Annotated in this window: 21 protein-coding genes; 2 read left to right on the plus strand and 19 right to left on the minus strand. The window is 45.1% G+C overall.

Going from position 1 to position 23,533, the window contains the following annotated elements:
- Positions 1 to 55 precede the first annotated feature (55 nt).
- The 11 genes from B5X68_RS06100 to B5X68_RS06150 form a co-directional block, all read right to left on the minus strand.
- Complete coding sequence (locus tag B5X68_RS06100; protein WP_082213715.1) at positions 56 to 985, minus strand: polysaccharide deacetylase family protein; 930 nt, start codon at positions 983 to 985, stop codon at positions 56 to 58.
- Positions 986 to 997: 12 nt separating this feature from the next.
- Positions 998 to 2,314: a DEAD/DEAH box helicase gene (locus B5X68_RS06105; protein ID WP_082213716.1), complete on the minus strand. Its 1,317-nt coding sequence runs from the start codon at positions 2,312 to 2,314 to the stop codon at positions 998 to 1,000.
- A gap of 54 nt (positions 2,315 to 2,368) precedes the next feature.
- A complete protein-coding gene (locus B5X68_RS06110) occupies positions 2,369 to 2,749 on the minus strand; it encodes a co-chaperone GroES (RefSeq protein WP_082213717.1) in 381 nt (126 codons plus the stop codon).
- Positions 2,750 to 2,831: 82 nt separating this feature from the next.
- Positions 2,832 to 4,292 (minus strand): MBOAT family O-acyltransferase, encoded by a 1,461-nt coding sequence (locus tag B5X68_RS06115; RefSeq protein WP_082213718.1) that lies wholly within the window; start codon positions 4,290 to 4,292, stop codon positions 2,832 to 2,834.
- A 4-nt stretch (positions 4,293 to 4,296) separates the two neighbouring features.
- Entirely contained in the window at positions 4,297 to 5,244 is a 948-nt protein-coding gene (locus B5X68_RS06120; protein WP_082213719.1) for a glycosyltransferase family 2 protein, read from the minus strand.
- A gap of 70 nt (positions 5,245 to 5,314) precedes the next feature.
- Positions 5,315 to 6,979 carry a hypothetical protein gene (locus tag B5X68_RS06125; protein WP_082214032.1) on the minus strand — a complete coding sequence of 555 codons (1,665 nt, stop codon included), beginning with the start codon at positions 6,977 to 6,979 and terminating at the stop codon, positions 5,315 to 5,317.
- A 22-nt stretch (positions 6,980 to 7,001) separates the two neighbouring features.
- Positions 7,002 to 8,435, minus strand: a complete 1,434-nt coding sequence (locus B5X68_RS06130) for a DUF6056 family protein (protein WP_082213720.1) — start codon at positions 8,433 to 8,435, stop codon at positions 7,002 to 7,004.
- Positions 8,428 to 9,378, minus strand: a complete 951-nt coding sequence (locus tag B5X68_RS06135; RefSeq protein ID WP_082213721.1) for a glycosyltransferase family 2 protein — start codon at positions 9,376 to 9,378, stop codon at positions 8,428 to 8,430. The genes B5X68_RS06130 and B5X68_RS06135 overlap by 8 nt, the downstream gene beginning before the upstream one ends.
- A gap of 91 nt (positions 9,379 to 9,469) precedes the next feature.
- Positions 9,470 to 10,384, minus strand: a complete 915-nt coding sequence (locus B5X68_RS06140; protein WP_082213722.1) for a DMT family transporter — start codon at positions 10,382 to 10,384, stop codon at positions 9,470 to 9,472.
- Between the two features lie 2 nt (positions 10,385 to 10,386).
- Positions 10,387 to 11,463, minus strand: coding sequence for an LptF/LptG family permease (locus tag B5X68_RS06145; protein WP_082214033.1), 1,077 nt, complete (start codon positions 11,461 to 11,463; stop codon positions 10,387 to 10,389).
- 19 nt (positions 11,464 to 11,482) lie between these two features.
- Positions 11,483 to 12,145, minus strand: coding sequence for a metal-dependent transcriptional regulator (locus tag B5X68_RS06150; RefSeq protein ID WP_026630661.1), 663 nt, complete (start codon positions 12,143 to 12,145; stop codon positions 11,483 to 11,485).
- 154 nt (positions 12,146 to 12,299) lie between these two features.
- Here B5X68_RS06150 and B5X68_RS06155 point away from each other — a divergent pair, with 154 nt between their 5' ends.
- Together B5X68_RS06155 and B5X68_RS06160 are read left to right on the plus strand one after the other, a co-directional pair.
- The gene (locus B5X68_RS06155; protein ID WP_082213723.1) at positions 12,300 to 13,649 is read left to right on the plus strand and encodes an Nramp family divalent metal transporter; all 1,350 of its coding nucleotides are present in this window, start codon (positions 12,300 to 12,302) and stop codon (positions 13,647 to 13,649) included.
- Between the two features lie 182 nt (positions 13,650 to 13,831).
- The gene (locus B5X68_RS06160; RefSeq protein WP_082213724.1) at positions 13,832 to 15,778 is read left to right on the plus strand and encodes a KUP/HAK/KT family potassium transporter; all 1,947 of its coding nucleotides are present in this window, start codon (positions 13,832 to 13,834) and stop codon (positions 15,776 to 15,778) included.
- Positions 15,779 to 15,784: 6 nt separating this feature from the next.
- Here B5X68_RS06160 and B5X68_RS06165 read toward each other — a convergent pair whose 3' ends face one another.
- The 8 genes from B5X68_RS06165 to B5X68_RS06200 form a co-directional block, all read right to left on the minus strand.
- The gene (locus B5X68_RS06165; protein ID WP_082213725.1) at positions 15,785 to 16,300 is read right to left on the minus strand and encodes a phosphoribosyltransferase family protein; all 516 of its coding nucleotides are present in this window, start codon (positions 16,298 to 16,300) and stop codon (positions 15,785 to 15,787) included.
- A gap of 30 nt (positions 16,301 to 16,330) precedes the next feature.
- Positions 16,331 to 17,029, minus strand: a complete 699-nt coding sequence (locus B5X68_RS06170) for a glutamine amidotransferase-related protein (RefSeq protein WP_082214034.1) — start codon at positions 17,027 to 17,029, stop codon at positions 16,331 to 16,333.
- Positions 17,030 to 17,037: 8 nt separating this feature from the next.
- The gene (locus B5X68_RS06175) at positions 17,038 to 18,429 is read right to left on the minus strand and encodes an aldehyde dehydrogenase family protein (protein WP_082213726.1); all 1,392 of its coding nucleotides are present in this window, start codon (positions 18,427 to 18,429) and stop codon (positions 17,038 to 17,040) included.
- A 2-nt stretch (positions 18,430 to 18,431) separates the two neighbouring features.
- Positions 18,432 to 19,205 carry a glucose 1-dehydrogenase gene (locus B5X68_RS06180; RefSeq protein ID WP_082213727.1) on the minus strand — a complete coding sequence of 258 codons (774 nt, stop codon included), beginning with the start codon at positions 19,203 to 19,205 and terminating at the stop codon, positions 18,432 to 18,434.
- A gap of 36 nt (positions 19,206 to 19,241) precedes the next feature.
- On the minus strand, positions 19,242 to 20,618 hold the full coding sequence (locus B5X68_RS06185; protein WP_082213728.1) for a glutamine synthetase family protein: 1,377 nt from the start codon (positions 20,616 to 20,618) through the stop codon (positions 19,242 to 19,244).
- A gap of 28 nt (positions 20,619 to 20,646) precedes the next feature.
- Positions 20,647 to 21,261, minus strand: a complete 615-nt coding sequence (locus tag B5X68_RS06190; protein WP_082213729.1) for a DUF4230 domain-containing protein — start codon at positions 21,259 to 21,261, stop codon at positions 20,647 to 20,649.
- Positions 21,262 to 21,272: 11 nt separating this feature from the next.
- Complete coding sequence (locus tag B5X68_RS06195) at positions 21,273 to 22,298, minus strand: bile acid:sodium symporter family protein (protein WP_082213730.1); 1,026 nt, start codon at positions 22,296 to 22,298, stop codon at positions 21,273 to 21,275.
- Positions 22,299 to 22,365: 67 nt separating this feature from the next.
- Positions 22,366 to 23,529, minus strand: a complete 1,164-nt coding sequence (locus B5X68_RS06200; RefSeq protein WP_082213731.1) for a PepSY-associated TM helix domain-containing protein — start codon at positions 23,527 to 23,529, stop codon at positions 22,366 to 22,368.
- Positions 23,530 to 23,533 lie beyond the last annotated feature (4 nt).

The raw sequence follows: 23,533 nt of genomic DNA on the forward strand, positions 1-23,533 counted from the left end.
AATAAGACATTTCGAAAGCATGCTGAACTGCATGCTTTTTTTATGCCCTTTCCGCTCACTTTTTAGCATTCATCTCTTCGTAAGCCTTGTGAATAACCTCGTTTGAAGGCTCCGCACGCATCATTGCACGTCGTTTTGCCGGGTCTTCAATCCAGCGATAAAACCACGAATAGCCAAACGGTCCTTTGTAATATTCTTTGGATTTGTAAACCGGATCGGCCATGGCGTCTCTCAAACTTATAAAGTTGTAATGCTGATCTTTCAGCTTCTGAACCAGTTGCGGTAAATAATCCGTGTTCAGCTGGCTGTCGTGGCAGAGATAAATTTGCTTAACGGGCCTGCCGAAGGTCGCTACGGACAGACTATCGAAAAAGGCAAAGATCTTTACACTCGTTTCCACATACTGCGTTCCGATAAGCTTCGCCTTGGCTGCGTTACCGTCTTTTAACGCTTTGTCGTACAATTGCGCGTAAAGCCAATCTTCACTTTCGACCGTGTAAGGCGTGTTAATGTATTTTTTCTCCTTTAAAAAGGCCTGCATCCTGTCGACATCAATGCTGTCCCTGCCCATGCTGTTGAACGGAAACCGGAAGTAATCCAGCGATTTGCCTGAGCCTTCGATCAGCTCTTTGGTCAAAACTTCACCTTTGATGACTTCTTCTTTAAATGCGTCAAAACCAACCTCTGCGTAATTGGGATGCGAAAAGCTGTGATTGCCTACGGTAACATAGTCGCGCAGAACCCAGGATTTGAGCAGTGCTTTATTGTTTTCGGCAGCAGGCGTTTGCTTCAAATTGGCCTCATTAATAAAGATGGCAATGGGCAATTTCAGCGAATCCAGCTTTTGAAGCAGGCCGGACGAACCGTGCGCCGTAGCCAGATGGACATTAGGAACATCGTCAATGGTGATGGAAACGCTTCGTTGCTGGGCGAAAGAGAGGCCGCAAAGGAGGATCAATGCGGCCAGGATTATTGTTTTTCTCATAAAAAACAGTTTCTATCTGGCGACTTCTATTTTATACTTCTTTCCTTTCATCTTTTCTGTAGCAATTAATTGCAACATTGCCTTTGCTTTGCTACGCTTTACAGCCGCAAAGGATATGTTATCCTTCACTTCGATCAGGCCAAGATCTTGTTTTTCCAGTTTGCCTTTTTGCAAAAGAAAGCCCACTATGTCCATTTTATTGAGCTTGCTTTTCTTCCCTCCGCTAATATAGATCGTTACCCAATCCGAAACCGGTGGCGCGGCCAATTTTGCGGGAAGATCCAGGATTTTTGGCTTACCAGTGATATATTCGGGCAATTTCTCTTCCTTGTCCATCAAAATATACGCCGTTCCCTCAGCCAGCATCCGGGCAGTGCGGCCGTTCCTGTGCGTGAATTCGTCGCCTTTCATCGGCAATTCGAAGTGGATTACGTGTTTCATATCCGGAATGTCGAGGCCGCGTGCTGCCAGGTCTGTTGCTGCCAGAAACAGCACGGAGCCATTACGGAAGCGGATTAATGTGCGTTCGCGTTCCTCTTGTTCCAGCTTACCATGGAAAAATGCGCAATCGATTCCTTCTTCTTTCAGCACCGCACTAATGCGTTCGACGGAATCTCTTTGGTTACAGAAAATTAATGTAGACTCAGCACCCAGGAATGTTAATAGTTTGACCAACGTAGTCATTTTGTCCTTTTCAGCCAAAACCTGAACCAGTGTTAGCCCGGCACTTTTATTTCTATTTGTTACAAAATCAACCGTAACAGGAGCCTTAATACTGGTAAATGAAGGGATTTTAGTAGTCGTAGCAGAAACCAGAACTTTCTTTTTTACATTTCTCAAATTGCGGATGATCTCCGACATCTCTTCCTGGAAACCCAATTCCAGAGATTTGTCAAACTCATCCAGAACAAGCGTGGAAATGTGTCGTCCCGAAAACGAATTTCTGCGAATGTGATCAAGAATGCGGCCAGGTGTTCCTACGATCAATGCGGGGGCCTCAACAAGACTCCGAATTTCGGTCTGCATATCGTGACCGCCATAGCAGCACGTTACTTTAAATCCGGTCGATAATTTTTTCCAAACCTGCTCGATTTGAAGTGCGAGCTCTCGCGTTGGCACAATGATCATGCATTGCACATGATCGGTTTCCGGCTTCAAAATGGACAGAACCGGAAGTAAAAAAGCAAGCGTTTTACCCGATCCAGTAGGTGCCAGCAACACAACCTCACTATTTTGCTGAATGGCCTCATTGGCCTCCTGCTGCATTTCGTTCAGCTCAGTTATGCCCAGGCCAGCGAGATTTATTGTAATATTTTCCGGATTTGTCATGGCCAAAGATAACGGTTAGCCCGGATTTAAATCCAGGCTATTTTATCCAGGCTATCAATCGTACAGATCCTCCGAACGTTCCAACATTAAAATGGACGCTTGCGGGACAATCACATATTTCTGTCCATCATATTCCAAATCAATGGCGTTACGCTGCAAATAGATTGCCAGATCACCTTCCTTGGACTGCAAAGGCATATATTTCACTTTTTCCTCTGTTTCTTTCCAGGGCTCGTCTTCTGCTGCAACGGGAATCGGATAACCCGGCCCCACTTTGATCACGTAACCACTCTGCACCTGCTCCTTTTCCGTCACGGTTGGAGGTAAATACAGACCGCTGTTTGTGCGGTCACTCGGACTTTTAGGGCGGATCAAAACACGATCTCCAACCACTATGAGGCTTCTTAACTTATTATCAGCTGTTACTTCGTACATTTTATCAAAACTTTAATTAAAAGGACGTTGATCATTCCTCCCATTTCTGGTAACAAATATTTAAGCGCAAATGTTTATCCTTTTAAAACTGAAAATAAATGAATTGATTTTCAGTGATGACGCCCAAAAAGTAGGTCAGGAAAGCAATGAGGGGGAATAATATGAAAAACACCACGGTATTTGTGGTTGGTATTTTTTCAAAGTAATGTTCTTTCCAGAGCAAAAAACCAATCAGGAAAACACAGAACCACATTTCAAGATGATTGAATGGGCTTAAAATTTTATCCGATAACGACAGGTTTCCTATTTTCTCAAAGATCACCATCGAGCGGCTCAACGAATTGCGGAAAAATATCCAGGCCAATGTTACCAATGCAAAGGTTATCAGAATATTAACGATCCGAAAAAAGAAATTATCAGGCATTTTAATGTTCGCCTTTTTCATATACTTATCCCGCAACGAGGCCATAATCTGGTAAAATCCGTGCAGGGCACCCCAGATCACAAAACTCCAACTCGTTCCATGCCATAACCCGCTGACCATAAACACGATCATTTGATTGCGGTATTTCATAAACTCTCCTTTCCGGTTGCCTCCGAGCGGAATATATAAATAATCCCTGAACCAGGTCGAAAGCGAAATGTGCCATCTTCCCCAGAATTCAGGAATGGATCTGGCTTCGTAAGGTGACCGGAAATTGTCCATTAATGTGAAACCCATCACCCGCGCAGCGCCAATAGCAATGTCCGAATAGCCGGAGAAGTCACAGTAAATCTGGAATGAATAAAAGGCTGTGGCAGTCAGCAATGTGAGTCCATTATGGTCTGAGGCCGGATCATAGGCATAATCTACAAAGACGGAAAGACGATCTGCAATGACCATTTTCTTGAAAAACCCGAAGGCCATTTGCATTAAACCTGACTTTACGAGCTCAAAATCATACTTAAAATACGAATGAAACTGAAAAAGCATGTTCTGCGGACGCTCGATCGGACCTGCGACCAGCTGCGGGTAAAACATGACATACAATGCATAAATACCAAAATTTCGCTCGGCAATTTGATTGCCGCGATAGACTTCAATAGTATAACTCATTGCCTGAAATGTGTGAAACGACAAGCCGATCGGAAGCAGAATTTTGCCTTCTCCCGTCGTCATCCATTCTGCTATGCGACTGGGAATGAGCCTGGTTAATGCAGGAACGGCCGGACGTAAATCGAAACTCGCCAGCACGCTATTGATGGAATCCTGCAAAAAGTCGTAGTACTTGAAGAATGCGAGAATACCAATGTTGGAAATTAAACTAATGATCAGCAGCAGCTTTTTTCGCTTTTGATCATTTGATTGTTCAATCCAAATTCCTGCGTAATAGTCGATTACGATGGTTCCAAACAGGATCAGGATAAAGATCGGCTTGAAAACCATGTAAAAGTAGCAACTGGCTGCGAGCAAAAGCATCCAGCGCCCACGCCACGACAGGCTGAAATAAGCCAGCGTGACGACAATAAAGAAAATAATGAATTGTATATCGGTAAACAGCATCAGTTCAAATGTACTCTCGGTTGACTATTTCTTCCTTAATAATGAACAAAGGGCGATTTTTGGACTGAAAAAATATGCGGAGAACGTATTCCCCGATGATGCCCAGCGCCAGTAACTGTACGCCGCTGAACAAAATAATTACGAATAGCAAGGAAGTAAAACCCTCAATAACGTGTGCAAAAAACATTTTTTTGATTACCACGGTAACAAAATAGACCAACGATATCAGGATCGCGACAATGCCCACGCGGCTCATGAATTTGATCGGAAATTCGCTGAAATTGAAGATCCCGTTATAAGCCAGCTGAAACAGTTGTTTGAAAGAATATTTGGATTCTCCCGCGGCCCGTGCATCTCTTTCGTACTCAAAACCGACTTGTTTGAAACCGATCCAGGAACGCATTCCTCTCAAATAACGGCTTTCCTCGGGCATTTTATTCAAAACATCCACAACCCGTCGGCTGATCAATGCAAAATCGCCGCTGTCCAGCGGAATTTCAACATAAGAAATGGAGCGAAGAATGCGATAGAACAAATGATAGCCTGTTTTCTTCACAAAACCTTCCTTACGCTTCTTGCGAACAGCGTAAACAACATCATTTCCTTCCAATAATAATTTATAAAAATCGGGAAGCAATTCGGGTGGGTCCTGCAAATCGCCGTCGATCACGAAAAGTGCCTCACTTCCTCTTGCTGCGGCAATTCCGGCTGTTAATGCGAGTTGGTGGCCGTGATTTCTGGAAAGAAAAACACCATGATAACGCTCGTCTGTTAACGCCAGCTGCCTGATTTTGAGCGATGTGTCATCTCTGCTTCCGTCGTCGATCAGCACGACTTCAATGGCAAGCGGACTGGAATCCATCAATGCATTGATTCGCTGAATAAGCATCGGAAACGACTCTGACTCATTATAAAGCGGGGCAACAATGGATATCTGAGGGATTTGAGACATTCTTCTGTTTGGCTATTTGCTATGGCGGCAAAAATACACCTTTCAGCGCATTATCAAGTGCCCAAATTATTTATGGGATTGTAATTTTTCTAAGAATACCGCCTTCTGACTTTCCGTTTTCGATGTTAATGATGCCCAAATCATACAATCCCGGCCTCAGGGAAGTCATCGGAATTTCTGTGTCTGAACCCTTATCGTATTGCTTAAAAATGTTTCGTCCCGTGTAATTGTGAGGGGTCATTTTGAAGAAATAAAGCTGTTTACCGTCCCTGACAAAGGCATACTGACCATTATTGCGGTTCAGCGACATACGGCTTTGCGGATCATTAATGTACAAAATACTATCGCGCACAGATACCGTTATGCCTTCGTCGGCTGACACAGGATTTTGTATCTTGCCAATTTCATTTGCGAGTATTTCGGGTGTATCCGGATATTTATATACATCCAAGTTCACCATTTCCTTCATCATGTTATCCACGTAAAAAGCGCTTCTGGAAAAGGGCACATGTCCGAGTCCAAACGCATTGTGTTCCTGATTGTAGCCGTTGACTGTCAGATACTTATTCCGTTCCGCAATGACAGGCAGATAACCGTAAATGGAGAATCCCCAAATAATTACACTAGTTGTTAAAGCAAATTGAAATATCCATTCCTGGATTTGCTTCCCCGAAATGGCATTGATGAACGTAAGATAAGCAACGGTTAAAAACAGCGCAGGATACATTTTATAATTACTTACAATCATTACAAAAAATCCAAAACGAGGCCTTAACAAACCTATAATGAGTGCATTAACCAACAAGAATGTCAGTATACCCAATAAGAACATATCCTGGTTTTTCTTATCAATAGATGTCTCAGCATTTGTGTTACGTATGTTTTTTGGCCAGTTGAATGTGCGGGTGAGCCAGGGAATGAGTTGTTTATACAACCAAATTACAACCCAGATCGTAACCAAAAAGCCCATCAAAACCGGTAATGCGGAGCGGACAACAATTGTTTTTTCGGGAAAGAAGTCGAACAAGCCGCCCAGAAACGCGAAGAAGCCTAAAACGGATAAATGTGGATTTTTCGCGAAGAATTCCATGCTGGATTCATTGCCCTGCGCTGACATGCCGTAAAAATAGAATCCTACTGCGATTGCGCCCGCTAAAATCCAGATTGCAAGCTGCTTATAATTCGATCTTAGTAAAAGGATCATCACACCCGCCGGCCAGACAAAAATCCCGTTGCTCATGGCATACGTGGCACAAAACGCCGCCAAAACCGCCCATCCAAACCGGTTTCTTGACAATAGGAACATGGAAAGACTGATAAAAAACACCACAGGCTGGTGCTGCAAACTGCATATCGCCCATAGAAAGACAAGGTGATATTGCAATTGGAATAACAAAAAAGGAACCGGCAAAAAATACCACCAGTTAATTTTGGTTTTGGCAAATGAAAGCCAGAAAATCCTTAATGTTCCGAGCGTGAAACAAGCGCCTGCAATGTGCAGGAATGTAAAATTCAAATGTCCGGTTACCCAATAATAAGCAAGCGTTACCAGCTTTCCGATCACCATGCGGTGCTCGTTATTGGGCTGAAAAAGTAATGTTAACCTGTCTGAAAAAGACGAATCGGTAATCCATTTTCTTAGAAAATCGGGAAACGGATCGAAATCGTCGTACCAGGGTAGGTTGACGGAATAATATAATATGACAAACACCCAAAGCAGCACGGGCAGTGTCATAGCGGCATTTATGGCTAATCTTTTACTGCTGTTCACTTTGCGAATCTTTCATGATAATAACTTTCCTACCGAAATATCCAGCCATGCATTTGTTCCACCAATGATCGGGATTGTCCTTAATGTCGTCATCCACAAAAATCGATAACGGTTTGGAATGGATGGGTGGCAAATAAACGGTGCTTTCTTTCGAGTCGCGCAACATTCCATAGCGCTCATACATTTCCTTATCAAATGCCGCTGCTTTGCCGTGAATCAGGTCCGAATACATTAAGCGGACATTGGCGCTGCGGAAAAATGAAAGACTGATGGACAGGATCAAAACTGCATAGAGTATCCCGTAGCGCACAACTGAAAACTGAAATTGATTAGTCTTGCTCTTTCTGAAATAATGAAAAATTACACCGATCACATAAAACCAGCCGATCAGGAAAAAGAAATAAACACAGTTGATCACGCGGGGCGTAGGCTCAATTCCCACTCCATAGTAAGAAGGGAAAAGTTGCGCGGAAAGCACACCAATAAATAACAGAACTGCATACCAAACCGGAATGGAGAAATAGTTTCTTGCTCCGGCAGACAATCGGGAAAGCACAACCAGCCAGGCTAAAGAAAAGAAAATCAGCGGTGTGCGGAAAATCCAGTCAAAACTTAAAACAGCCAGTTTTTTGAATGAAGACATCACAGAAAACGGAATGTTTCCCCCCAAAGGATTCCCGCCGATACGCGCCTGATTGCCAGGAGAACTGAAATACAAATAGCAGGAAACCGCGCAAACGGCCAGCATAGCGATCATAAAACCGTCCACTTTCCTGTGAAACAGAATGCGGTATACCCACCATGCGCCGATGAGTAAAACAATGATCAGCAAGTTCGTTTCGCTGCTTCCGACAATGGCAAAAACCATGAATCCAGCCAATGTGCTTAATAAAATCTTCGCCGTTTGCGTGTCCTGCCGATACCAGCGCAGCACAAGCACGATCCACAGCAATGTAAAAATGTTGGGAATGGTATAAGTTACAAAAGCCGCCATCCAGTAAAATGCCTCAGACATGCTGGCGATTTTTAGCATATAAAGGAAGAAAACAACACCCGCAAACCCTAAATGCGCCATTCTCGATAATGTAGGCGTAAGATACCTGAACAGACTATATAATGCGAAAACGACGCCCGAGATCAGGATAACCGGTAATATTTTAAAACCAGTGACCGAATGGAATAGCAATGGATTGGAATGGTTGAGAAAAATCCCGAAATAACGTCCCGTCCAGCCGGAATAGTAATAATTCATGGCTTCAAGCCAGCCGAATTTGAACACCGTATCGATATAACAATAATCGTCGGCCGGCGAAGGGTGATTAAAATAAGAGAGCGCGAACAACGGAGCCAGGACTGTGACCATCAGTAAAATGTTGATCCAATTGCCTACGATCCGATATTTTCGATAAAATCTATTCATTTAAAGTTTTTTCAATAATGTAACGGGGACGGCCTTTTACTTCTTCGTAAATCTTGCCAATATATTCTCCGATCAACCCCAGCGCCATCATGTTTGAACCACTAAAAAACGTGAGCGGCAACATGGTTGAAGTCCAGCCGGGAACGGTGTAACCGACCAGATAGGAGAAAAGAATGTAAGCCACGATGATCATCGCGACCAAAAAATTGAATACGCCGAAATACAGCACCAGACGCATCGGGAATGTGGAAAACGAAGTAATGCCATTCCACGCGAAAAGCAGCATTTTGCTCAACGGATATTTGGTTTCTCCGGCTTCACGTTCCAGGCGGTTGTAAAAAACCTTATCGTTCCTGAAACCGACTAATGGCACAATGCCGCGCAGAAACATATTAATTTCCTTGAAGTTGCCCAGCTCTTGCAAAACCCGACGGTCCATCAACCGAAAATCGGCGTGGTTGAAGACAACCGGGACACCCATTTTTTGCATTAATACATAAAAACTCTCGGCAGTAACACGCTTAAACCAACTATCCGAACTCCTGTCACCCCGCACGCCGTAAACGACCATAGCGCCCTCGCGGTGCTTTTCGACCATGGCTGCAATGGCATTCATGTCGTCCTGTAAGTCGGCATCGATGGTGATGAAGCAGTCGAAATTATCAATGTTTTTTTCCAAACCAGCCATAATTGCGCTCTGGTGGCCAAAATTTCGGGATAAGCCTACGCCGATAATGTTGGAATCCTGCCGGCAAAGTTGCTCTATAATGTTCCAGGTTTTGTCGCGGCTTCCATCATTCACGAAACAAATGCGACTGTCTTCTGTGATAAGGCCCTGCTGTTTGAGCGAGTTGTAGTAAACGCTCAGTTTAGAATAGGTCAGATGCAATATCGCCTCTTCGTTGTAGCAGGGAATTACCAGAAGTAAACGCGCTGGATTCATAGAACACCTTTTGGTTGAGTCGACAAAAATAGCAGTAATAAGTTAATATGCTCTTTTTATCAGTGGAGTCTTGGGATTTAGGTTTGAATGTTTATTTCTCCGTTAATGTGCCTTTTTTACCTAAAACCGTATTAATCAGTAGCGGGTAAAGCAGCACGGCAAGCAATATCAGTAATGTGCCCATGTAAAATTCGGTAGTCATCCGCTCTTTCTCGCCAAAAAAGAAAAAAGCCAAAGCAATTCCGTAAACCGGTTCGAGATTGATGGTCAGATTGATCAGATAGGCAGAAAACTGCTTCATCAGTTGCGTGGCCATGGTGCTGGCGTAAACCGTACATACGAAGGCCAAGAACAATATCCAGATCCAATCTTTGGCAACCGGAATGTAAGGTTCGCCATTGGACCATCCCTGCCATTCGAATATGCCCAAAAAAAACAGCGAGAAAACCGTTGCGCCGATCATTTCGTAACAAGTAATGACATAAGCGTCAATGCGCTGTACAAACCTGCTGTTGGCCACGGTAAACATGGCAGCGAGTAATGCGGACGCGAGCGCCAGCATTAAGCCCAAAGCATGGTCGAACTCGAATTTGAATACAACATATAAACCCGCAAACGCTAAAATGCCTAATCCAACTTCGAGCGGACGGACGCTTCTTTTGTTCACCAATGGTTCTATTAAGCTAGTCCACAATGATGTGGTGGCCATTCCTGCCAGACAAACCGACGCCGTGGAAACGCGTGCCGATGCAAAGAACAACATCCAGTGCGCCGATAGAATGAAGCCGACGGCCAGCATCCGGATGATGTCCCTACTATCTGCTTTGAATTGCTTTTTCTTAAAAAATATAATGGCGCCTAACCCGATTGCCGCAAACAATGTCCTGTAAAAAACCAGCGCAACCGGCGAAATAGTAACCATAAGGCCAACTATGGCGGTAAAACCCCAGATCAAAACCAGAAAATGAAGATGCAGATAGGAACGCAGCGCCGTAGGTGAGAACATGGTTATCGGGGCAATGTTTTATACAAAATCAGCCCTATGCACGAAAAAACAATGTTTGGCAGCCAAACTGCAAACAATGTATTGATCGTGCCTGCCTCGGCCACGCCTTTCGATAAAAGGAAAAATAAGATGTAAATAAATGCCAGCATAAAACCGAGCGCAATTTGCCAGCCGACGCCACGGCGGCTCTTTCTGGCGGATACAATGACGCCAATCGCAGTCAGGATCAGGATGGCAAAAGGTTGGGTAAACCGAATGTATTTTTCAATCAGATAAACTTCCAGACCGTCAGCGCCCCGACTTTTCAAAAGATCAATGTAAGCATTCAGCTCGGGTAAGGTGAATGTTTCAAAAAGGTTATAATCACTTTCAAAATCCTTGGGCGATAAATTGATCGTCGTGTCTATTTCTGCACCGGCGCGAAGCTTTTCCCCCAGACTATCCAATGTGCGAACCTGGTAATTCTGCAAAGTCCATTTGCCCTTTTTGGGCTGCCAGACAATTTTATCCGCATAGAATTTCTGCAAAAGCACATTGCCCTTGATCGTTTCCATCGTGAATTTATTGCCCGTTTTGGTCATTGTATTATAGCTTTCCAGATATGCATACACATCCGGGGCAATGGTAATATGCACATTATGCCCGCTAAAATAGAATTCCTGCTTTACATAAGTCTTTTCGAAACTGTTGCGGACTTTATTCGCTTTCGGCAAGATCCATCCCACCTGAATGAATGTAAGGAAACCCAAAACAGTCGCTCCGATCATGTATGGCAAAAGCATACGCCCGAAGCTGATCCCGCTGCTGAGCATGGCGATGATTTCTGTACGCGCCGCGATCCGGGAAGTGAAGAAAACGGTGGCAATAAACACCATCAGCGGACTGATGTAATTGATCCAGTAGGGAATGAGGTTGAAATAATAATCAATGATGATCTCATTGAGCGGCGCTTTTTTGTCCAGAAAATCATCCACCTTTTCCGTGTAATCGATCATGCAAATGATGAGCACGATTACGAATGCAACGAAAACATAGGTTATCAGGAAATTTTTGATCAGATAACGATCCAGTATTTTCAATCTCATGGCTGGGAAAGTCTCATCGGCGCTGAACCAGTAAATTTTTGGACACCTCGAGACTGATAAACAACGTCTGACCGCCGTTTATTTGTACAGAAGCCGATTTATCATATTCATTAATCTCCTTCACTTCTATCACTGCACCCAAAGTAATGCCCGACCGGTCCAGATGTTGTAAAAAGGACGGCGCGTGGTCCAGAACACCCATCATCAACACTTTCTCACCCACCTGAATGTCTGTCAGAATGGTGTAATCCGGTTCCGTAAGATTGCCTTTCGCATCCGGGATCGGATCTCCGTGCGGGTCAAACCGGGGGTGACCGAGGAATGTGTCCAGCTTTTCGACCAGGATCTCAGATGGGATGTGTTCCAATTCTTCCGCAATGTCGTGCACCTCGTCCCAGCCAAAGCCCAGTTTTTCAACCAAAAATACTTCCCAAAGCCGATGCTTGCGAATCACCTTGATCGCCACCTTTTCACCGCTGTCGGTAAGTCTTACGCCCTGATATTTTTTGTAATGAATTAATCCCTTCTCTGCGAGTTTTCGTAACATATCAGTCACGGAAGCAGCGCGGGTGGATGTGCTTTCCGCCAGCGCATTCGTACTTACTTCAACGCCCTCGCGGCCGGAAAGTGAGTGAATGATCTTTAAATAGTTTTCTTCTGTGAAGGAGTTTTGCATCGAAGTCGGCACCAGGGCATTAATCTTTATATGAACAAAAGTACGACTTACTAATCGGAAAATAAAAAATTTAGACTAACCTAAAAATATATTTGTAAAATCTTTTATCTTTGTTTTTAGTAAACTAAATTGTTTATTACAACTGCTTTAAAAAATGATTGATAGTTTGAAAATTCAGGAACCCTCGCATAACACCACTCCCGGAGAAGGCGGAAGGCTCGCTTCATTATCGGAAGTGCACTCCTCAATAGCCGTTCCGGAAGGTGCAGGATTCTGGAAGAAACTGATGGCATTTACGGGACCAGGATTGATGGTCGCCGTGGGTTATATAGACCCGGGCAACTGGGCTACGGACATTGAAGGCGGCTCACGATTCGGTTATACATTACTTTCCGTAATCCTGATTTCCAATCTTTTTGCGATGCTCTTGCAGCATCTTTCGCTTAAATTAGGCATTGCATCCGGCCGCGATCTGGCACAAGCCTGCCGCGATTATTACTCCCGACCTGTTTCTTTCGTTCTCTGGGTCCTTTCGGAAATCGCCATAGCAGCAACGGATCTGGCAGAAGTGATTGGCTCAGCCATTGCGTTAAATCTCCTTTTTGGCCTTCCATTGCCACTGGGCGTGCTTTTTACGGCTTTTGATGTCCTAATTGTCCTCTATTTTCAGCAAAAAGGTTTTCGCATTATTGAAAGCATTGTTGCCGGCTTGATGGGCATTATTTTGCTCAGCTTTATTTACGAAATGATCGTTTCACAGCCTTCGATGGCCGGAATTGTGGATGGTTTGATCCCAAAAACACAAATCGTAACGGATGCGGGAATGCTATACATTGCTATCGGCATTTTGGGCGCGACGGTGATGCCGCATAACCTTTACCTGCATTCCAGCATTGTGCAAACACGGGCATTTAACCGGGACGAGGAAGGCAAAAAATCAGCCATACGCTTCGCTACGATAGATTCCACGGTTTCGCTCGCGCTTGCTTTTTTCATCAACGCATCCATTTTGATCCTTGCCGCAACGGCTTTTCATGCGAACGGACACTTTGAAATTGCGGACATTACCGACGCATATCACCTCCTTGACCCTGTTTTAGGCGTAAGTCTGGCGGGAATTTTCTTCGCGCTTGCCCTTCTTGCTTCCGGGCAGAGTTCCACATTAACAGGCACATTGGCGGGGCAGATCGTAATGGAAGGTTTTTTAAATATTCGTCTGAAACCGTGGCTGCGCCGCCTTATAACACGAGGCATCGCCATCATTCCTGCATTGATTGTTTCCTATTTGTATGGAGAGAAAGGAACGGCTGATCTGCTGGTTTTCAGTCAGGTGATTTTGTCTTTGCAGTTAAGCTTTGCCGTGGTGCCGCTGGTGTTCTTTACATCCAACAGCAAGATCATGGGACGCTTTGCAAACTCGAAAATTTTGACCGTTCTGGCCTGGGTTATCACCTCGGTTATCATCAGTTTGAACCTCTTTTTGCTGTGGAAAACCTTTTCCTAAGGTGTAAAATTTAACTTAGTTTAACAAAGTCGCCTCAGCCCGACACCATTGTCCGGGCCTCAAAACGCAATAACCAGCGCATACGTTCCGCAAGAAGTGTCCGATTGAAAATTAATTTCATTGCGGGAAGTATCATTTTGCATGCGGTTTCCTAACTTTCGCCGTTTTTCGACCTAAAGTGAATGGAATCAAAGCATAAATTAGATAAGGTTACGGCAGCGGGTGTCCTGGTTGCGTTCGGGATTATTTATGGAGATATAGGCACTTCTCCGCTGTACGTAATGCAGGCGATCATTCTCGATGAGATCATCACGGAAGAGATCATTTACGGCGCTATCTCCTGCATTTTCTGGACGCTTACTTTACAGACAACCGTCAAATATGTAATCCTGATCCTCCGAGCGGATAATAAAGGGGAAGGCGGGATTTTTGCACTTTATGCACTCGTCCGAAAACATGCCAAATGGCTCACTGTCCCGGCAGTCATAGGCGGTAGTACGTTGCTCGCCGATGGGATTATCACCCCTCCTATTTCCGTTTCCTCCGCCGTTGAAGGTTTACAACTCATTTATCCCAACATTCAGACTGTCCCCATCGTCATCGGCATTCTGACACTGATATTCGTCATTCAAGCATTTGGAACCAAGGTTGTCGGGCGCGCATTTGGGCCGATAATGATCACCTGGTTTGTGATGCTGGGTGTTTTGGGGCTTTACCAGATCTTGGAACATCCCGAAATATTGAAAGCCCTTAACCCGGTTTATGGGTACGACCTGATCACCAAACATCCCGGCGGTTTCTGGATCCTGGGTGCTGTTTTCCTTTGTACAACGGGAGCCGAAGCCTTGTATTCTGACCTTGGGCATTGTGGTCGTGAGAACATTCGGGTGAGTTGGATTTTTGTGAAAATATGCTTGTTACTCAACTATTTCGGCCAGGGCGCGTGGCTCATTTCTGAAATGGGTAACCTCCTGGAAGCGCGCAAACCATTTTATGAAATCATGCCGGAATGGTGGCTGCTCCCGGGTGTTGTAGTCGCAACATTAGCTGCAATTATTGCTAGCCAGGCCGTTATAACCGGCTCATTTACATTGATTTCCGAAGCAATCCGCTTGAATTTCTGGCCAAAGGTGCGGTTAATTTATCCAAGTGATCAAAAAGGGCAGTTATACGTGCCTAGTATCAACTGGCTGTTGTGGTTGGGCTGCTGCGGGGTGGTTTTGTATTTTGGCAAATCATCCAATATGGAGGCGGCCTACGGTCTGGCTATCACGCTGACCATGATCATGACCACCATACTGTTCTCCTATTATTTGTATATCAAACGGGTTAATCTGTGGGTTGTGATCGTTTTTATGCTCTTTTACTTATGCATTGAAGGCATGTTCCTGGGCGCTAACCTCCTCAAATTCACGCATGGAGGGTGGTTCACAATTCTGGTCGGAACAATCGTTGCCGGATTGATGACCGTCTGGCTCAAGGCATTCTACATTAAGCTGCGTTTGACCGAGTATACCAAGCTGGAAAAATACTTACCCGCACTGCACGAGCTCAGCCGCGACATTAGTATTCCAAAATACACCACGCACCTCGTGTTCATGACCAATGCTTCGCGGGCAACGGAAATTGAAACGAAAGTCATCTATTCTATATTCCAGAAAAGACCCAAACGCGCTGACGTTTACTGGTTTATCCACGTTGATATTACGGATGATCCATACACAATGGAGTACAAAGTGCTGTCCGACGATGATAACAACGATAATGTAATCAAGATCAATTTCCGGCTTGGATTCCGCGTGGATCAGCGGATCAACATGTTCTTCCGGAAAGTGGTGGAAGATATGGTAATGAACAAAGAAGTGGACATTACCAGCCGCTACGAGTCGCTTAGCAGACAGAACATTACAGGTGATTTCCGTTTCGTCGTGCTGGAACGCTTCCTGTCCTTTGAAAACGATCTTCCTCTGTTCGAGCAGCTCGTTATGAAGACTTATTTCTTTGTGAAAGACTTTACGACGGCTGAGGATAAATGGTTCGGCCTGGATAGCAGTTCTGTTAAAATCGAGAAAGTGCCGTTGATTATCAGGCCGGTGGAAAATGTGAAGCTGCGGCGGGTTTTTAATTAAAATAATCTATTTCAAATAAACACCTTCCTCTTCGGGGCGGCTCAAAACCACCTCTACATGCTCGGTAAGGGTTGTGCTTAGCGCATAACCCACATAATCCGCGTGAATGGGAAATTTGTGATGGCTACGATCGACGACCACTGCAACCTGCACCTTTTTCATACTCACTTTCAGGAACGGTTCCAAAGCAAAAGCCAGTGTACGGCCCGTGTTCAGCACGTCGTCGGCAATAATAATGACCTGGTTTTCGACCTGAACTTCCTTATCGAAGATGATCGGGCTTTGAAAATGAATGTGTTTATCAAAACGCAGCTCGATCAGCTCCACATGCAAAGGTGAAATGTCTGCCAGCTCGGCCACAAGTCTTTTTGCAAAGGCATAACCTTCGCCTGCTATGCCCGCGATGATAATGCTCGTTTCCTCAAAATTGTGCTCATATATTTCAAACGCAATCCTGCGGATCTTCTGACTTGTTTGAAGAGGACTTAAAATCTGGCGTTTTGAAATTGTACTATCCGTCATTGGGTGTGCTTAATGCTTGTTGGGATAAAATTAAGAAGAGAAGTTCTTTATCCAATGCGCAAACATGATTTCCTGCGTTGGCAATTCCAGACTTGCAACGCCAAGTTCCACCTTCTTTTCACCAATGCGCTCCACGCGAAGCTCCATTAATGCTTTGTCATATTCTTTGGGAAACTCTGGGTGCGCCTGGATCCCCAACATGCGTTCACCAACCCGAAACATAGCGTGCGGACAATCGGGCGTTTCTGCCAGTAATGTTGCGCCCGGCGGTAATTGAACCACCTGGTCCTGGCACATCATCAGCAAATTGAATGAATCTGTAAAAGGCTGCATCCAGCTTTCATGCGCAGTTAGCTGGAAACGATGTACGCCAACGCACCAGCCAACCGGTGACTTCTCAACTTTGCCGCCTAATGCTTCACCCAGCATCTGATGCCCGAAACAGACGCCTATGAAGGTTTTTTGGGATTGATAAAGGGCAACAACAAATTCCTTTAACCGGACTATCCAGTCGTCCTGATCATAAACAGAGCTTTTAGAACCGGTACAAATGTAAATGTCACATTCGCCAACCGAAGTGGGAAAATGGCCATTACAAACATCATAAAACTGAAATTCCCATTCCTCAGCAACCTTTGAAAATAATCCCGGAAACATATCCCGATAATCGCCTGCAATGTGACGCAGCTCGTCCCGAACATGATCACATTCCAGTAATCCGACTTTCATTGCTGACATTATGCCTTGATTTTCAGATGGAATGATTTCGGGCGGGTTAATGCTTCATATCCTACCGTCGAAAGTGTACACCCTCTGCCCGAATTTTTCACACCCGTCCATGCCAAAGCCGGGTCCAGGTAATCGCAACGGTTCATGAACCAGGTTCCGGTTTCAACTTGCTCGCCGATCGCCAAAGCAGCGTCAATATCGGTTGTCCAAATAGAAGCCGTAAGCCCGTATTGACTGTCATTCATCAGCTTAATGGCCTCCTCGTCGCTTTCCACAGGCATGATCCCTACGACCGGCGCAAATGTTTCCTCAGTCATTACATCCATATTATGGTTCACATTTACCAAAACCTGCGGTGCAAAATAAGGCGTCCCGGACTGATGTGCGGGAAACAGTTTTGGGTCAATCAGTGCCTCTGCTCCCTGCGCAACCGCCTCTTCCACTTGCTTCTGAGCGAATTCCGCCGCTGACGTGCGAACCATGGGTCCGAGCGTCGTTTCGCTGTTGGTAGGATCTCCTAATGTGTAGGTTTTTGTCAAAGCAGCAAACTCTGCAATAAACTGATCGTAAACATCTTTATGGACATAAATCCGCTCGATTCCGCAGCAGGATTGTCCCGAATTAAAGAACGAACCATCCACCAGGTTTTCGACCGCATCTGCTAAATTGGCATCCGAACGCACATAGGCAGGGTCTTTGCCACCCAGTTCAAGTCCGCCAATGATAAATCGCTCATTGATCGCTTTCTGAACAGCATGCCCGCCTTCAACAGAGCCTGTAAATGCTACGTAATCAATGCGGCTGTCCACAATTACCTGTGCAACCTGATCATGGCTTAAATGTAAATATTGAAAAACACCATCCGGTAAACCCGCATATTCAAATGCGGCGGCGTAGCGCTCGGCACATAGCGGCGTTTGCTGCGCGTGCTTCAAAATCACCGCATTACCAGCCATAATCGCAGGAATAACCGAATTTACGGAAGTCAGATAAGGATAATTCCAGGGTGCCACTACGAAGACTACGCCCAACGGATCGCGCCTGATAAATCTTTTAAATCCTGAAATTTCCTCCACTTCCACATCTGCTAATGCTTTTGAAGCAATGGAAATCATGTAGTTAGCGCGTTCCTGAAAACCCTTTCTGATCTCATTGGCTGTGTAACGGATCGGCCGCCCCATTTGCCAGGTCAGTTCCAGGCCTATTTCATCCGCATTATTCAAAAAATATTCGACCGCTTTGCGACAGATCGCTTCCCGCTCATCCAGCGAAATTTTCCGCCATTCTTTTTGGGCAGCAACGGCCTTTACCAATGCTGTTTCCACTTCTTGTGGCTCCGCCAAAGTACGCTCTACATATACAGAGCCGTCAATGGGGCTTATTGTTTTTTGCGTTGGCATGATCAGAGCGGCGTTACGTAGGCAGAAGTGATCCCGCCATCGACCAGAAAATCGGTTCCTGTTACAAATGAGGATTCGTCGGAAGCAAGGAATAATGCGGCATAAGCCATTTCTTTGGCCTCACCGAAACGGCCCATGGGAATGTGGACCAATCTGCGCTGTTTCTTTTCTTCTGTATTCAAAAATTTCATCAGCAATTCCGTGCGTAACGGGCCGGGACATAATGCGTTAACGCGGATATTCTCACGCGCATGAATAATTGCCAGCTCACGTGTAAGAGCCAAAACAGCGCCTTTACTTGCCGTATAAGCCACCTGAGGAGTCGCCGCACCCAATATGGCTACGAAAGATGCAGTATTAATGATTGAGCCGCCGCCTGCCCGTTGCAAAGCCGGAATGCCGTATTTACAGCCTAAAAACACGCCTTTTGCATTGATATTCATCGTCAGGTCCCAGATGGATTCGTCCGTCGTCATCGCATTGTCATCGTCGCTGTGCATAATGCCTGCGTTGTTGAAAATGATATTGAGCTTACCAAATTTCTCCTCTGCAAAAGCAACTGCCGCTTCATTATCAGCAGCTTTCGAAACATCGGAATGCAGGAAAAAAGCTTCGCCTCCGTTCGCAACAATTTCGTCAGCCGTTTCCTGCCCGGCCGCATCATTGACGTCCGTAACAACAATTTTAGCTCCTTCCTTGGCAAATAAAAGCGCAGTTTCGCGCCCGATTCCACCACTCCCGCCGGTTATCAGGGCCACTTTATTTTCTAAACGCATTGGTTTTTATGAGGTTAATGTTTAATAGTAATTGAGTTATATCTGTTCAAAATAGCGCTTCCGTTCCCAATCCGTTACAGACGTATCATATGCCCGTTGCTCGGTTTTGAAAAAATGGCTGTAATGTTCTACAACTTCGGTTCCGAATGTACTTTTAGCGAATTCGCTGTTTTCGAATAGAGTTGTGGCTTCTGCTAATGTGTAAGGCACTCGCGGCAGATGCGCCGCTGCGTAAATGTCGCCAATGAAACATTCCGGAGGCTCAATTTTGTTTTTAATCCCATCCAGACCAGATGCTAGCGACGCTGCAAATGCCAGATAAGGATTGCAATCTGCGCCCGGGATGCGACATTCGATCCGCAAACTTGCGCCGCTTCCTACCACGCGAAAACCTGCTGTGCGGTTGTCATAACTCCATGCAAGCCGGGTTGGTGCCCAGGAACCGTCCACAAAACGTTTGTACGAATTAATGGTCGGCGCGTAAAAGGGCATAACATCCGGCACGTGCTTGATCCAACCACCTAAAAACCAGCGAAATAAATCCGAACCCTTTACCGGCCCGAATTCCTGATCGCCGACAAAAGCATTCTGACCGTCTTTCCACAAACTCATGTGGATGTGACTGCTGGAACCTGCCTGGTCCGATTGAAACTTGGCCATGAATGTAACAGAAACGCCCATTGCATCAGCCACTTCCTTCAAACATTGTTTGTAAACCACGTGGTTATCGGCCATAGGAAGTACTTCTGCGAATTTTACATTCAATTCATGCTGCCCCAGCCCCCACTCTCCTTTGGAAGTTTCAATGTCAATGCCGGAGTTTTTCAAATGCCGCCTGACCGCCGATGTGTATTTTTCATTACGCGTTCCTTGCATAATGTGGTAATCTTCAAGATAATAGCCTGCCGGAGTGAGGTTTTGATAGCCCTGTTGGAAAGCCTGCTTGTAGCTGTTTTCTAAAAGATAATATTCCAACTCGGACGCCGCAAAGCATTGTAAACCATCCGCTTCCAGTGTCTGCAACTGCTTTTTCAAAATGGAGCGCGGACCGATGGATTCCATCGCGTGCGACTTCTCATTATGCAAATCACAGATTACCAATGCTGTTTTTTCAAGCCAGTCGGCAATGCGCAATGTGCGAAGATCCGGCACCAGATGAAAATCGCCGTAACCGAGCTCCCAGTTAGCATATTTATAACCCGGAACCGGCTCCATCGCCATATCAGTGGTAAGCAAGTAATTACAACCGTGCGTGCCCGATTTGATCACAGAATCCAGGAAATAATCTGCGTCTACACGCTTGCCCATCAGGCGGCCGTAATGGTCGGTGAAAGCGACAACTATCGTTTCTATCAACCCTTCCCCGATCTTAACTGTAAGTTCTTCTTGCGTAAGGAATCCTCTTTTACTCATTGGAAAGGGCTATTTTTTAGAATTTATATCAGCGCAACTTTTCTATTTTGGCATTCAATGGAAACTTCAAAACCACTTTTTTACCCGAAGCTTTTTCCAAAACAGGCGTCAGTATTTTGCCGGCATTGATTTGGGTCTGCTCCAAAATTCCCATATCGAGCGCAGACCTTTGAATTTGTTTTTCTGCTTGTTTGTATGCCTCCTGAACAAGCTTGGCTTCTTCATTAAAAGCATATTCCGTATTGTAAACCCTCGATTTACTATGATCTATTTTAAAGACACAAAGCTCAGGCTCGGGCAGATTCACAACCAGCGTCTCTGCTTCGGATGTAATGTCAGCAATTTCAACTTTTGTCAGATCTATACAGCCAATCGCCTCGCCTTGCACAATAAGGATTGCTTTCGCATTAGGCAGCCACATTTTCGTAATCTGCTGTTCAACAACGTCTTTGAAATTATATTTTACTAATTCCAGTTTACCCATCGCACTGATCTCCTGCAAAACAAGCGCATGCGTCGTTTCTGACTTCTCTGTGTTGCTCAGCCAGTCCGGCACCCAGTTACCCGCCCGAAAATTACTCCATATCGATTGAAGCCCGGCAAGTAAAAGGATCAACACAAGCAAACGCACTATCCAACGCATAGAAATTTGTTTTAATGAATAAGCCTCGCTTCGTCCTCGTCCAAACGAGCCGCCATTCGTTGTGCAATGATACTCGCCGCTATCAGCTGCAAAGCGTGGTAAATCATAATCGGAAGCAGCATTAAGCCCGCCTGAGCGCCTGGAAAAAGCACTTTCGACATGACGGCTCCCTGCACCAGGGATTTTTTGGAACCACAAAATACAGCCGTAACCCTATCCTCGTGGTTGAAATGCAACAGGTTGCTGATGAATGTGAGCAGGAAATAAATCCCGAAAAACAGCGTCAGCATTCCTATCCCTAAAAATACAATTTCTTTTAATCCCAGCGAACTAAACAAATGCTCGCCGAAGGATTCGCAGAAAGAAGTATAAACAATAAGCAAAATAGAAGACTGGTCGAAATAGCGGATGTATTTTTTGTGCTGCTCGGCAAAATGTCCCCATCTTTTGTTCAATGCAATGCCCGCACAAACCGGTAATAATACTTGTAAAGACAACTTTCCGACTACTGAAAGTAGATCAAAATGCCCCTGGCTGGCTTGTCCGGAGCTGGCGTCCATTACTAAACCCATCCATAATGGTGTAATAAAGACGCCAATCAGGCTGGAAATACTTGCATTGAAGATGGCAGCCGGAACATTTCCTTTCGCAATGGAAACCATGATAACGGAGGAAGAAACTGTGGAAGGCAGCGCGGTCAGAAAGAAGATTGCCAGCCATAAAGTCTGGCTGTCATCTGAGTTGAAAAGCGGCCTGAATGCCAGCGCCAGCAATGGAAACAGGATAAAGGTGGACAAATGCACCATTACATGCAATTTCCAGTTAACCAACCCTGCGCCGAGCTTCTCGGGACTCAGCCTTAATCCGTAAAAGAAGAAAATGATGGAAACGGCAACACTGGATATGTCCGAAAGTGGCACCGGACTTTCTTTCATGCCGGGATAGGGCCAAAGCCAGGCCAGGAAAATCATAGCCAGCAATGCCAGCATGAACCCGTCCAGTCCGGCTTTTTTAGCTGTGTCAAATATTTTACTCATCTTTTCCCAATATAGGCTCTTTCCTATGGAAGTAGAAAAATTGGGCCAAATTTAGATGAGAATAATGTTACCGGATTACCAGATCGGGTTTTAAAGCGCGAAGATTCTTCTTGGTTTTTTTGGATTTTTTCCTCCTCCCCCACCAGATAATGGTCCCGGTTACAGGCAGGCTGGCACAAATAAGGCTGGCCAGAAAAACGATGATCTTGCCCGGAAGTCCTAAAATGGCCCCAACGTGAATGTCATAGTTCATTCGCCGCAATGTGTTCGCAAAATCAGCATCCTTATAACGCCCGGCATAAGGACCGTTAACTTTTATTTTTTTGAGGGAATATTGATCAAAATAATTGTAGTCCACATTGTAATAAGTCCCTGCTCTGAAATTCACATAGGAGTAAATGGATTCTGATTTCGTATGTGGGATTGAAATATTAATGCCTTCATTAACAGGATATTCTGCCCGTAACGAATTCCAGGCTTTATCAACAGCTGTAATGGGTTTAAAAACGCCTGTCTGCAATGTCGAGTCAGAAACCGGGTTATAATATTCGTCGGACCCTTTGCCGCCGGTGGCCGTGTAAAGTCCCTGGGAGAACCATTTGAAACCCCAAACTAAACCTGTAAAGCCCAGCAGGAAGCCAATTGACAAAACATAAAAACCAAAAACATTATGCAGATCGTAATTTTTCCGTCTCCACGCCGCGTCCCATTTGATCGAAAAACGCTGTTTTGCAGCTGACTTATTTTTTGGCCACCAAAGAACTAATCCGCTGATCAGCATTACGAGGAATATCAATGTTGCCGATGCCACCACTGGCTGGCCAATTGTGGGCGGTAGCCATAAATAGTAATGTCCGTGTAATATGAAATGGAAAAAATCGCCTTCTTCATTCCAAACGTGCTTTACTTCCGCGGTATAAGGATTGACATAAACCACATAGTAGTATTCCGGATCAGCATTGTAGAACCCGACTTCGGCATTGCGAGTCGGGACGCCATAGAGCACGCCGTTTGCTTTTTTGCCGGGAAGCATTTTTTCTGCGCTGGCCTGTAAAACCGATGGCGGTAAAACCTTTGCATTGGCTGGCGGCTCCACGAACATGTAAGGCTGCGTGAAACTTTTTATTTCCTGTTCAAATGCCAGAATACAGCCGGTTATGGCCACCACAAAAACCACAATCCCGGATGCCAGACCAAGGTAAAGATGTAATTTCCCGATCAGTTTTTTCATTGAC

Source organism: Dyadobacter psychrophilus (genome assembly GCF_900167945.1).
GTDB classification, from domain to species: domain Bacteria; phylum Bacteroidota; class Bacteroidia; order Cytophagales; family Spirosomataceae; genus Dyadobacter; species Dyadobacter psychrophilus.